Source organism: Collimonas pratensis (assembly GCF_001584185.1).
GTDB lineage: Bacteria > Pseudomonadota > Gammaproteobacteria > Burkholderiales > Burkholderiaceae_D > Collimonas > Collimonas pratensis.
The window spans coordinates 4,562,110-4,574,432 of sequence record NZ_CP013234.1 but is presented as its reverse complement, the minus strand read 5'-3'; the positions used below and the strand labels follow the sequence as shown (position 1 = coordinate 4,574,432).

The following is a 12,323-nucleotide window of genomic DNA, read 5'->3' as shown; positions in this document are numbered from 1 at the left end:
CTTCATGCTTTATCCCCTGCGCGCTGAGCCACAGCCGCCATGTATTCATCTCCAAATTCTTGCAATAACAGTTCGGCGTTTTCCTTGGTGATTTCCCACATCGGGAAGCCCAGTTTCGCCCGTGAATCGTAGTACGCCTGCGCCACCGCGCGCGACAGGTTGCGGATCCGCCCCATGTAGGCGGCGCGTTCAGTAACCGAGATGGCGCCGCGCGCATCCAGCAGGTTGAAGGTGTGCGCGGCCTTCAGCACCATTTCATAGGCTGGCAGCGCCAGCGGGACTTCCAGCAGGCGTTTGGCCTGGGTTTCGTAGTTGCTGAACAAGGGGAACAGGAATTCGGTATCGGCGTATTCAAAGTTGTAGGTCGACTGCTCGACTTCGTTCTGGTGGAATACGTCGCCGTAGCTCAAGGTCTTCTTGACGCCGTTTTCAACCCATTCGGTCCACACCAGGTCATAGACGTTTTCCACGCCTTGCAGGTACATGGCGAGCCGTTCGATCCCGTAAGTGATTTCACCCAGCACTGGCTTGCAATCGAGGCCGCCGACTTGCTGGAAGTAGGTGAACTGGGTCACTTCCATGCCGTTCAGCCAGACTTCCCAGCCCAGGCCCCAGGCGCCCAGGGTTGGATTTTCCCAGTCGTCTTCGACGAAGCGCACGTCGTTGCGCTGCAGATCGAGACCGAGCGCGGCCAGAGAACCGAGGTACAGGTCAAGGATGTTTTCCGGCGCCGGCTTCAGCACCACCTGGTATTGATAGTAATGTTGCAAGCGGTTCGGGTTTTCGCCATAGCGCCCGTCTTTAGGGCGGCGCGAAGGCTGGACATAGGCGGCGCGCCAAGGCTCCGGGCCGATGGCGCGCAGGAAGGTCGCGGTATGCGAGGTGCCGGCGCCGACTTCCATGTCGTAGGGTTGCAGCAGGGCACAGCCTTGCGCATCCCAGTAATCTTGTAATTTGAGAATGATTTGTTGAAATGTAAGCATCGTTTTTGTTGCTTTTCCATGCGGCAAAATGCCGGTTAGTTAGCTGAATATTGAGCTAAATCCAGAGTGAAATACCGGGGGCGACGCAGAGCGTAATAAAAGACCCGCTAAAAGCAGCGATTTTAGCGGGTTTTGTGGGCTTAGTCCCGTTTCTGGTCGCCTTGCCGGCGGCTCCACCACCAGCTGCCTGCCAGCATCAGCAGCACTGCCACTAGCAAGCTGCGGTTACCAAACAGGATATAAGGCGTCATGCCGGTATACCCTTGCACGGAGACCGCCAGCGTGGCACGTGTGTATGGCGCCAGCCGGGCGCTGACCACGCCGTGTGGATCGATCAGCGCGGTGGCGCCGGTATTGGTGGCGCGCAGCATCGGCCGGCCGCTTTCCAGGCTGCGCATCTGCGAGATCTGCAGATGCTGCGGCAAGGCGATGGTGTTGCCGAACCAGGCGATATTCGACATGTTCAGCAGCAGTGTCGCAACCGGCTTGCCGTCGGCATTGGCCGCGGCCAGCTGGGCGGCGATTTCATCGCCGAACAAATCTTCGTAGCAGATGTTCGGCAATACCCACTGGTCTTTCACCGCAAACGGCGCCTGCACGGCGGCGCCGCGCTGGAAGTCGCCGAGCGGGATGTTCATCATGTCGACGAACCAGCGGAAGCCGAGCGGCACGAACTCGCCAAACGGCACCAGATGCTGCTTGTCATAGCGGAATGCGGGCACGGCCTGGTCTTGCGGGGCGATGCCGATGACGCTGTTGGAATAACGATAGGGGCCGTCGATGTAAGGAATGCCTAGCGCGATATGGCTGCCGCTCTGGCGCGAGAAATCCGCCAAGGCCGGCAGGAAGTCCGGCGGCAGCTCAGTTTGCAGGATCGGTACCGCGGTCTCCGGCGTGGCGATCAGGTCGGCCGGCGCGGCACGGATCATGTCGGCATAGAGGCGCAAGGAATTGATGATCTGGGCCGTATTGAATTTTTCTTCCTGCGGCACGTTGCCCTGCAACAGGCGCACGGAAATCGGCTTGCCATGCGGCGCGGTCCAATTGATCTGGTGCAAAGCGAGGCCAGCCAGCAGCGCCAGCAAGGCGGCGCCCGCCGGCAGTTTGCGTTGCGGCAGCAAAGCCAGGCAGCCGGCAATTACCGCAGAGATGCAGCCCACGCCGTAGACCCCGACCAGCGGTGCAAAACCGCTTAGCGGACCGGCGGTATGGGCATAGCCCGAAATCAGCCAGGGGAACCCGGTGAACAGCCAGCCGCGCAGCCATTCCGTCAGGCCCCACAGAGCAGGGAAGATCGCCAGCGCAAACAGCAGCGGCGAGGCGTTCCAGCGCCGTTGCAGCCACAGGCTGAGGCCGGCGCAGAACGCTGTGTACAACCCCATGATGGCGGCCAGCAGCGCGACCGCCAGCACCGCCAGCCAGCCCGGCAGGCCGCCGAAATCGTGCAGCGAAATGTAGATCCAGTAAACCCCATGTGCGACCCAGCCGAAGCCATAGGCCCAGCCGAGCAGGGCGCCGCGTTTGACGCCGCCTGCGCCGTCGAGCCGCAGCAGGCAAAAGATTAGCAGCGCCAGGGTCGCGAGTTGCAACGGCCAGAGGCCATAGGGAGCAAAGGAAAAGACGTTGATGGCGCCGGTGACGGCAGCCAGCGCCAGCAGCAAGGGGAATGGGATGGAGCTAAGGCGAAAGCGCATGGGCAGCGGAGATGTTGCTGTTAGAGGTAAGTCGGACAAGCGCAGCGCCGGACCGACCTACGCTCTTATCTTCAGGATTCTTCCTGGCCAGATTCTGACAGCTTTTCGACCAGCAGGACATGCACCTGGCGGGCATCGGCGCGCAATACTTCAAAACGCACATTGTCGATGATGAATTCATCGCCCTTGCGCGGCACGCGGCCGAGGTGGTTGGCGACCAGGCCGCCGATGGTGTCGACATCTTCGTCGACCAGCGCGGTTTCCAGCGTCTCGTTGAACTGCTCGATCTCGGTCAGCGCCTTGACGCGCCAGCGGCCGCCGTGGTCGCCGTCGCGGATGGCCAGGATGTTGTCTTCTTCTTCGTCGAAGTCGTATTCATCCTCGATATCGCCGACGATCTGTTCCAGCACGTCCTCGATGGTGATGAGGCCGGCGACGCCGCCGTATTCGTCGACCACGATCGCCATGTGGTTGCGGTTGGCGCGGAAGTCGCGCAGCAGGACGTTGAGGCGTTTCGATTCGGGGATGAATACCGCCGGGCGCAGCATGTCGCGCACGTCGAAGGAATCTTCGGCGTAGTAGCGCAGCAGGTCTTTCGCCAGCAGGATGCCAATCACCTTGTCGCGTTCGCCGTCGACGGCAGGAAAGCGCGAGTGGGCGGTCGACAGGACTTCGGGCATCCAGTCTTCGATGGGCTTGGTGACGTCGATCATGTCCATTTGCGAACGCGGGATCATGATGTCGCGGGCGGAGAGGTCGGATACCTGGAACACGCCTTCGATCATCGACAGCGCATCGGCGTCGATCAGGTTGCGTTCGTGTGCGTCTTGCAGCACATCGAGCAGTTCGGCGCGATTTTCAGGTTCAGGGGAGATCAGTGCGGTCAGGCGTTCAAAAAGTGACCGGTGGGGTTTAGCGTCAAATGATTTGACGCTACTAGGGTGCTCTGGCATATGGCGTTAGCCTTGGTTTCACATTGTTTCGGAAGCAATAGCATACAACAAATATGTGACAGGACGACGAAACGCATGTGTCATCGATGTCATATCGTGCCTCGAATCGCTGTTTTGACACATAAAAAAAGCGGATAGTGCTTAAAGGCACTATCCGCTCTTGTTGCTAAAGATGTAATTATTTCTTCATTTCATCTTTAGCCATGCCGTCCTTGCTCATTTCGTCTTTCGACATGGCATCCTTGGACATAGCGTCTTTCTTGTGCATTTTCTTGTGCGGCTTGGCCATTTCATCCTTGGCCATGCTGTCCTTGCTCATCGCGTCTTTCGACATGGCATCCTTGGCCATAGGGGCAGCGTCCTTGGACATGGCGTCTTGCGCAAAAGCGCCGCCGGCAGTCATCATCAGGCCAGTAACCAACAGGATTGTGAGGCTTTTCTTCATTTTGAATCTCCAGGTAAAAGTGGCAAAAGCGCCAAAAAAAAACATTAAAAACAATAAATACAGCAAATTGCGGAGCCGTCAGGACCCGCCAAACCAGTTGTACCCCTGGTCTTCCCAGTAGCCGCCGGGGTACTTGTTGGTCACTTCCATCGAAACAATGTGCTTCGGATTCTTGTAGCCCAGCTTGGTCGGCATCCGCAGCTTCATCGGAAAGCCGTATTTCGCCGGCAGGATCTCGCCGTCATAGGTCAGGGTGAGCTGGGTCTGCGGATGCAGCGCGGTCGCCATGTCGATGCTGGTGTGGTAGTCGTCGCCGCACTGGAAATCGATGTATTTGGCGCTCATATCGGCGCCTATCATTTTCAGGAAATACGAGAACGGGATACCGCCCCAGCGGCCGATGGCGCTCCAGCCCTCGACGCAGATATGGCGGGTGATCTGCTCGTTCTGCGGCATCTTGTGCAATTGCTCCAGCGTCCAGGGACGCTTGTTGGCAACCAGTCCGAGGATTTCCAGCTGATAGTCGCTGCCGTCGATATCCGGCACGTCCTCGATGCCGTAAAAGGCGTTGAACGGAAACGGCCTGGTCATCTCTGCCTGGGTGTAGGTGGGCGCCAGCCGCTTGGGATCGAACAGCCATCCTTGCACGCCGTCGTTCATGCGCGAGATGCGTTCCAGCATGCGGTTGACGGAGGCTTCGTCGGTGATATTGCAGCCGGTCAGCAGCGACAGCCCGCCCAGGGTCAGCGCGCGCTTGGCGAACAGGCGGCGCGACGGCAGCGCCAGTTCGCGCCGCGCATCTTTCAATATGGCTTCGGCGTCAAGCTGTGAAGCCGGTCCGAGGTTTTTCTTGATCATCATCTTCTCCTCAGCGGCCGCGCAGCATGGCCAGCAGTGTGCGCGGAACCAGCGCCACCATGATCACGTGCACCACAATAAAAACGACCAGGAAGGCCATGGCGAAAAAATGCACGATGCGGGCATTGTCGAAGCCGCCCATCAGATCGCGCAGGACAGGGAACTGCACCGATTTCCAGATCGCCAGGCCGGACACCACCAGCAGGATCAAGTCCAGGATGACCGAGACATAGGCCAGTTTTTGCACGGCGTTGTAATGATCGAGGGAATCGTGCTGCAGCTTGCCGCGCAGCGCCTTGAGCATGTCCTGGATCACTTCCCGAGGACGCAAAGGCAGGAATTTCTTCCACAGGCGGCCGCTGCCGGTGTTCATCAGCAGGTAGACCAGGCCATTGAAAGCCAGCAGCCACATTGCCGCGAAATGCCATTGCAAGGCGCCGCCCAGCCAGCCGCCCAGGGTCCATTCGCTGGGAATGCGGAAGGGGAAGATCGGCGAGGCGTTATAGATGCGCCAGCCGCTCAGGATCATGATGATCACGGCCAGCGCGTTGAGCCAGTGGGTAATGCGCAGCCAGATGGGATGAACGACTGGTTTCTTTAGCGTGTTGAGAGCGGGGGATGCCATTTCAACCCTCCTGCAGGTGAGGGAACAGGGGCAACATGCGCAGCGCGGCTGGCTTCATGATGGTCTCCGGAGACTGAGTGATGTTGTATTCATGTGGCTTAGTCGCGGGCCGCATCGATTCATTACATCAATTCATCATAATCTTATTACTTAAAAATGCATGGGATGATTGCAAGTCTTGAATGTTGCATTAATAGCATCTATCTGTGACATTTTTATGTTGCTTCGTGAATATGAGGGCTTATTCGGCGCCGGAAATGAAAAACGCCGCATAAGCGGCGTTTCCTGACGGCTGGGTGGAGCGTGTTTCTGTTCAGCGGTCTGCGTAGGGATTGGGCCAGCCCAGAGCTTCCAGGATTTCAATTTCCAGGCTTTCCATCTCGATGGCTTCTTCCTCGTCTTCATGGTCGTAGCCCTGCGCATGCAGGACGCCATGCACCACCAGATGGGCGGCGTGCTCTACCACGGACTTGTCTTGTTCCTTGGCTTCTCGCTCCAGCACATCGGTGCACAGGATGATGTCGGCCTGGGTGACGCCGTTGTCTTCCTGCTTTTGATCCTCGGAGTAGGCAAAGGTCAGCACATTGGTGGCGTAGTCCTTGCCGCGGTAGTCGCGGTTCAGAGCGCGGCCTTCTTCGGCATCGACAAAGCGGATCGTCAGCTCGGCCGGCGCCAGCAGGGCGGCTTGCACCCAGCGCCGCAATTTTGGGCGCGTGACGCTGTCTTGCAGGCGCGGGTCAGGATATTGCACCGACAGGGAGAGTTTATTTTTTTGCGGCATCGTGGTTATTTGCGCTTATTTTCTGTTGCGTGCGGTTTTGGTGATGCCGGTCGATACCGGCTTGGCAACTTTGACCGGCTGCGGCGTGGCGGCTTCGATGACGCCATGGGTGGAGGCTACCGGTGCTGCCGCCGATGCGCTTTCGTAGGCGTCGACGATGCGCGCCACCAGCGGATGGCGCACCACGTCACTGCTGTTGAAGCGGGTAAAGGCGATGCCGCGTACGTCTTTCAGGATATTCATGGCGTCGATCAGGCCGCTCTTCTGGCCCCGTTGCAGATCGATCTGGGTGACGTCGCCGGTGACCACGGCCTTGCTGCCGAAGCCGATCCGGGTCAGGAACATCTTCATCTGTTCCGGTGTGGTGTTCTGCGCTTCGTCCAGGATGATGAACGCATGGTTCAAGGTGCGGCCGCGCATGTAAGCCAGCGGCGCGATCTCGATCGCCTGCTTTTCAAACATCTTCTGGGTGCGGTCAAAGCCCAGCAAATCGTAGAGCGCGTCATACAAGGGACGCAGATAAGGATCGACCTTCTGCGCCAGGTCGCCCGGCAGGAAACCCAGCCGCTCGCCCGCCTCGACCGCCGGCCGCGTCAGCACGATGCGCTTGACCGCGTCGCGTTCCAGCGCATCGACCGCGCAAGCCACCGCCAGATAGGTCTTGCCGGTGCCGGCCGGACCGATGCCGAGCGTAACGTCGTGTTCCAGGATAGAGCGGATGTACTGGCTTTGATGCGGGGTGCGGCCGCGCAGATCGCTGCGGCGAGTTTTCAGCACAGGACTTTCGATGTCGGTTTCCGTCAACTCGGCATCGGCCGGATCCGTACTGGCTTCGCCGCCGGATTCTGCACCGGCCTTGCCGTTGCCCTTGACGGCTTTCAGTTTCTTGCCCATGCCCAGCTTGGCGCGCTGTTCCACTAGCGCCAGCTGGATTTCATCGACCGAGATCACTTTGTTGGCGACGGCGTAGAACTGGTCGAGGATTTCGACCGCCCGTTCCGCATTGCTGCCGGCGGCGATGAACTTGTCGCCGCGGCGGAAAATCGAGACATCCAGCGCCGCCGAAATCTGCCGCAGGTTTTCATCCAACGGCCCGCACAGGTGCGCCAGCCGCGTATTGTCGAGCGGCTGCGGGATGAAATAATGCGGCTGGGTAGGGGTTTTAGTTTTCAAACTGGCGTGTGCTTCTCGGTTGTTTGATTTGATGGAGGTGTCGGTTAGGTATCAACTAGACGGCGACGATTTCGCCGCGCAAGGTATAAGTCAGCGTCTCTGTAATGGTGACGTCGATCAGCTCGCCGATCAGGCGCGCGCCTTCTGGGCCGCCGTTGAAATTGACTACCCGGTTGTTCTCGGTGCGGCCTTGCAGCTCCGCCGGATTCTTCTTGGACGGGCCTTCCACCAGGATGCGCTGCACCGAACCGACCATCGCCGCGCTGATGCGCGCCATGTTTTCTTCCACCGTCGCCTGCAGGTGCTGCAGCCGCTTCAGCTTGACTTCATGCGGCGTGTCGTCCTGCAGGTTGGCCGCGGGCGTGCCCGGGCGCGGACTGAAAATGAAGCTGAAACTGTTGTCGTAGCCGATATCGGTGATCAGCTTCATCAGCGCTTCGAAATCGGCATCGGTTTCGCCCGGGAAGCCGATGATGAAGTCGCTTGAAATCGTGATGTTGGGGCGCACCTGGCGCAGGCGGCGGATCACCGACTTGTATTCCAGCACGGTATAGCCGCGCTTCATGGCCGACAGAATACGGTCGGAACCGTGCTGCGCCGGCAGGTACAAGTGATCGACCAGCTTTGGCACCTTGGCGTAAGTGTCGATCAGGCGCTGCGTGAATTCCTTCGGGTGGCTGGTGACAAAGCGGATCCGCTCGATGCCAGGGATCTCGGCGATGTACTCGATCAGCAAGGCGAAATCAGCAATCTCGCCATCCGCCATGACACCGCGGAAGGCATTCACGTTCTGGCCCAGCAGCGTGATTTCCTTGACGCCTTGCTCGGCCAGCCCAGCCACTTCAGTCAGCACATCTTCAAAGCGGCGCGACACTTCTTCGCCGCGGGTATAGGGCACCACGCAGTAGCTGCAATACTTGCTGCAGCCTTCCATGATCGAAACGAATGCCGTCGCGCCTTCTACCTTGGCAGGTGGCATGTGGTCGAATTTCTCGATCTCAGGGAAACTGATGTCGACCTGCGAATTGCCGGAAGCGCGGCGCTGGCTGATCAGTTCCGGCAAGCGGTGCAAGGTTTGCGGGCCGAACACCATGTCGACATACGGCGCGCGCTTGATGATGGCAGCACCTTCCTGCGACGCCACGCAACCGCCGACGCCGATCAGCAGGTCGGGATTGTTGCGCTTCAGCTCGCGCAGACGGCCCAGGTCGGAGAACACCTTCTCCTGCGCCTTTTCGCGCACCGAACAAGTATTCAGCAAGATCACGTCAGCGTCCTCCGGACGGTCAGTCTTGACCAGCCCGTCGGAAGCGTTCAGCACATCGGCCATCTTGTCCGAGTCGTACTCGTTCATCTGGCAACCGAAGGTCTTGATGAATACTTTCTTTTGCATCGTTTTTTCCATGACTGCTTATTTACGTTTCATTTACCGTTTCAGGCTGTTGCGCTGCGCTTCGATTTTTACGCCGGCTTCATCGGAAGTCAGGATCCAGACGCGATCGATATCGCCTTGCATGTTCAGGGTGTAATTCACCAGATAAGTGTTGCTGCCCAGCGAGCTCGGGATCTGGGTCAGCTGCTGGGTGTTCCAGATGCGCGAGCCGGGCGAAAGGCGCAGTACATTGCCGCTCATGCTGACGTTGGGGTAGTCGGTGATGGTCAGTTTGCCGCGCAGCGCAGCGGCGGGGAAATCGCGCTCGACTGCCATGGCGGAAAAGGCCAGCGTCGCCAGCAGAAAGATCATAAGCAGGCGGATTGGGCGTATTGTTGCCGACATTGCTAACTCCATTATTTAATGAACCCACACTGCATCTGCGTATGGCGTTGAAAAAGACAGTTTAAAGATGGTCAAAGCAGTGAGCATCGCCAGGTTGCGAATGCATGAGTCGGCTTTGGTTTTAGCGCCAGGCCGCATTTCATAGGCTGTTAGTCCGGTTACAGGACGCGCGGATTATAGCATTTGGACGCCTTGGCATCGACACGCTGGCACATTTCCCTTGGCGGCGTCATTTGAAAATATTTCTGGGGTGAAGTTATTTTTTTTATCACCATTTTTGACGGGCGGCATTCAGATGGCGATAAGCGGAAGCTTAAATGGTTTCTTTGTGGAAATTCGGAACTTATAATCTATACAGGCAGCGTATGGTGCGAAGCGACGATGACTGGTCTTGTTTATATGTCACGTTTGCAAAAATCAAATCTAAAGAGAATGTCATCATGACCAAGGCAAGCAAAGGTTTCACATTGATCGAAATGATGATCGCGGTGGCTATCATCTCCATCCTGGCGTCTATTGCCCTTCCGATTTACACCGATAATGTGCTGCGCGGCTATCTGGTGGACGCCACCAATGGCATGGCTTCTGCGCAGGCGCAACTGGAACAGTATTACCAGGATAACCGAACATATGTGGGCGGCCCTTGTGCAGCAAATACCGCAAACTTTAAATTTAGCTGCCCCCCTACTGCTATCGACTACACCATCACTGCTACTGGCCAGGGGCCTGCCAGTGCATTTGCGTATTCATATACGTACACGGTTGCTAAAGGACTGGTAAAAGCTACTTCGTCGACGAAAGCAAGTTGGGGTGGCGCATGTCCCACAGACTGGATCGTGAGAAAAGGCCAATCATGCCCTTGACGTCGCGCGCCCCAAGCCGGGGATTTACCTTGATCGAACTAATGATCACAGTGCTCTTGGCGGTGATCCTGATGATGGTGGCGTTGCCGGTGTTTACAAAGTGGATTCAAAATACCAAGACCAGATCTATCGCCGAATCGCTGCAAAACGGTATCCGATTGGCAAAAACGGAAGCGCTGCGACGTAGCCGATTGGTCGATTTTCGGCTGACTGCGGCAACGCCGGGAAAGGGCGCTGCGACCTCGAAGAGCGGTACAAATTGGTACGTACAGCAAAATAGCGCGTTGCTGGCGGCTGACTCAACTGATGCTAATTACAATCTTTATGTGCAAGGCTCTTCGCAATCGGATGCTAATTCCAATGTAACGGTAGCTGGCGACGTGGACGTACTTACTTTTAGCAGTCTTGGTCGGCTAACCAACACTGGAGCCGCATCTTATAAATTTGTCGTTAGTAATCCTAATGGCGATCGGACACTCAACGTTATCGTCACACAGGGCGGTCAAATTCGTATGTGTGACCCTCAGATAACTCTGTCCAGCACAAACCCAACAGGTTGCTAAATCATGAAAATCTCTCTGAAACAGCAAAGCGGGTTCTTTCTGCTCGAGGTTTTGATAGCGGTACTGATTTTCTCGTTTGGCATATTGGGCCTGGTCGGGTTGCAGGCAACGACGATCAATAACTCCGTCAGTGCTGAAGATCGCAGTCAGGCAGCATTGCTGGCTGATAACCTTGTTGGCATGATGTGGGCCAAGAGTAAATTGGTTGGCGGCAGTTGCGACTTGCTGTGTGCTACGGATGCAGGTAGCGCAAAGGATTACACCAACTGGAAGACGCAAGTTGCGGCTTCTTTGCAATCCGGGGTAGGTAAGGCGACACTTGACGCTACAAATCCAAGTTTGGTCACCATCTCGATTACCTGGACCGCCGCCTCTAAAAGCAATAACACCAAGACGGCCAGCCATAACTACACAACTGAAGTAGTGGTGCAATGAGAAAACTATCGAAAAATAATATGCCGCCGACACACGTGATGCTTCAGCGCGGCGTGACATTGATTGAAATGATGGTGGCGCTGGTGATCGGATTGGTAGTGTCTTTGGCGATCTTTAGCGTAATTTCGGTGAGTGAGGCACGTAAGAGAAATACCACCGGTGCCAACGATATGAACCAGAACGGCGCCTATGCGCTGTATCAATTGGACCAGGCGGTCAGGAGTGCCGGTACAGGTTTTTCCCAGCAATACACTTTGACTTTCGGTTGCGCGATCAATGCGATGAACGGCGGCAAGGCGGTAATTCCGCCAGCTGCGCTGCCGAGTCCATTTGACAGTTTGAAAGCAAATATAGGTGGTGCGTTTCGTATGGCGCCTGCAATTATCTGGCAGGACCCTAACGGCAAGCTCTCCGATCTTCTGATTGTCATGTCGGGGTCTGCCGGCTACGGTGAAATGCCGATCGAATCAACCAGCGTCCCTAGCACCAGTCCGGCTCAATTGCATTTGTTAAATACGCTGTCTTTTTCTGCTGGCCAGAAATTGCTGGTGGCGGAACGTCCTGGCGCCGGTTCGCTTCCCGCGTGTCTGGTGGAGTCTGTTGACGCATCATATGCTGGCCCTGCCAGCACTGGTGTCTTGCCGTTGGGCGGCGCGTTTTATACCGTTGGTACCAATAAGACTCTGGGAAGCTATTCCTCTGACTCGGTCGCTCTCAATCTTGGCTTCAGTCCATCATTCAATCTCTTTGGCGTCGGTGCCAACAATACGCTGGTCGGCTACGATCTGTTAAATGGTTCGGCAGGTACAGATCTGATAGGCGACGGTGTGATCGAAATGCATGCAATCTACGGCGTGGATACAGCCAACAATGGCACCATTACCTGGACCGAGCCAACCGGGAGTTACGCAGCTAGTGCGTTATTGGATGGCAGCGTGAATTCGGGAAAGTTGATTGCGTCAATCAAGGCAATCCGGATCGGTATTATTACTCGCTCTGAGGTTGAGGATAAGAATACGGTGTCAGGGACAACATTGCCTCCTATGTTTGCTGGCACTGCTGCGTCCTATACGCGGTCATTGAGTGCGGCAGAACAGAAATTTCGTTATCGCGTTCTGGATGCAACCATTCCGTTGCGAAATTCTCTCACGCTAGACAATTGAGGAGGGCAAC

The 12,323-nt window shown here is 56.8% G+C and carries 14 protein-coding genes; 4 read left to right on the top strand and 10 right to left on the bottom strand.

What is annotated here, in order from left to right; translation table 11 throughout:
- Positions 1–2: 2 nt before the first annotated feature.
- The 10 genes from glyQ to CPter91_RS20335 form a co-directional block, all read right to left on the bottom strand.
- On the bottom strand, positions 3–983 hold the full coding sequence (gene glyQ / locus CPter91_RS20380; protein ID WP_061943402.1) for a glycine--tRNA ligase subunit alpha: 981 nt from the start codon (positions 981–983) through the stop codon (positions 3–5).
- A gap of 140 nt (positions 984–1,123) precedes the next feature.
- Positions 1,124–2,677 (bottom strand): apolipoprotein N-acyltransferase, encoded by a 1,554-nt coding sequence (gene lnt, locus CPter91_RS20375; protein WP_061943399.1) that lies wholly within the window; start codon positions 2,675–2,677, stop codon positions 1,124–1,126.
- A gap of 71 nt (positions 2,678–2,748) precedes the next feature.
- Positions 2,749–3,630, bottom strand: a complete 882-nt coding sequence (locus tag CPter91_RS20370; RefSeq protein WP_061943396.1) for an HlyC/CorC family transporter — start codon at positions 3,628–3,630, stop codon at positions 2,749–2,751.
- A 178-nt stretch (positions 3,631–3,808) separates the two neighbouring features.
- Positions 3,809–4,075: a pentapeptide MXKDX repeat protein gene (locus tag CPter91_RS20365; RefSeq protein ID WP_061946466.1), complete on the bottom strand. Its 267-nt coding sequence runs from the start codon at positions 4,073–4,075 to the stop codon at positions 3,809–3,811.
- Between the two features lie 78 nt (positions 4,076–4,153).
- Positions 4,154–4,933 (bottom strand): molybdopterin-dependent oxidoreductase, encoded by a 780-nt coding sequence (locus CPter91_RS20360; RefSeq protein ID WP_061943394.1) that lies wholly within the window; start codon positions 4,931–4,933, stop codon positions 4,154–4,156.
- A gap of 10 nt (positions 4,934–4,943) precedes the next feature.
- On the bottom strand, positions 4,944–5,558 hold the full coding sequence (locus CPter91_RS20355) for a cytochrome b/b6 domain-containing protein (RefSeq protein ID WP_061943391.1): 615 nt from the start codon (positions 5,556–5,558) through the stop codon (positions 4,944–4,946).
- Positions 5,559–5,871: 313 nt separating this feature from the next.
- Entirely contained in the window at positions 5,872–6,339 is a 468-nt protein-coding gene (gene ybeY, locus CPter91_RS20350) for an rRNA maturation RNase YbeY (protein ID WP_061943388.1), read from the bottom strand.
- A gap of 15 nt (positions 6,340–6,354) precedes the next feature.
- Positions 6,355–7,512, bottom strand: a complete 1,158-nt coding sequence (locus tag CPter91_RS20345) for a PhoH family protein (protein ID WP_061943385.1) — start codon at positions 7,510–7,512, stop codon at positions 6,355–6,357.
- A gap of 55 nt (positions 7,513–7,567) precedes the next feature.
- Complete coding sequence (gene miaB / locus CPter91_RS20340) at positions 7,568–8,905, bottom strand: tRNA (N6-isopentenyl adenosine(37)-C2)-methylthiotransferase MiaB (protein ID WP_061946464.1); 1,338 nt, start codon at positions 8,903–8,905, stop codon at positions 7,568–7,570.
- A 33-nt stretch (positions 8,906–8,938) separates the two neighbouring features.
- Positions 8,939–9,289 carry a hypothetical protein gene (locus CPter91_RS20335; protein WP_150119766.1) on the bottom strand — a complete coding sequence of 117 codons (351 nt, stop codon included), beginning with the start codon at positions 9,287–9,289 and terminating at the stop codon, positions 8,939–8,941.
- Between the two features lie 317 nt (positions 9,290–9,606).
- Between CPter91_RS20335 and CPter91_RS27550 the strand changes: the two genes are divergently transcribed.
- From CPter91_RS27550 to CPter91_RS20315, 4 genes are read left to right on the top strand one after another with little or no spacing between them, the layout of a single operon-like run.
- Positions 9,607–10,152 (top strand): type IV pilin protein, encoded by a 546-nt coding sequence (locus CPter91_RS27550; RefSeq protein WP_269465556.1) that lies wholly within the window; start codon positions 9,607–9,609, stop codon positions 10,150–10,152.
- Positions 10,107–10,715, top strand: a complete 609-nt coding sequence (locus CPter91_RS20325; RefSeq protein ID WP_082793069.1) for a GspH/FimT family pseudopilin — start codon at positions 10,107–10,109, stop codon at positions 10,713–10,715. The genes CPter91_RS27550 and CPter91_RS20325 overlap by 46 nt, the downstream gene beginning before the upstream one ends.
- A gap of 3 nt (positions 10,716–10,718) precedes the next feature.
- Positions 10,719–11,150, top strand: coding sequence for a type IV pilus modification protein PilV (pilV, locus tag CPter91_RS20320; RefSeq protein WP_061943375.1), 432 nt, complete (start codon positions 10,719–10,721; stop codon positions 11,148–11,150).
- Positions 11,147–12,313: a PilW family protein gene (locus CPter91_RS20315; RefSeq protein WP_082793068.1), complete on the top strand. Its 1,167-nt coding sequence runs from the start codon at positions 11,147–11,149 to the stop codon at positions 12,311–12,313. Before pilV ends, CPter91_RS20315 begins: the two co-directional genes overlap by 4 nt.
- Positions 12,314–12,323: the final 10 nt, after the last annotated feature.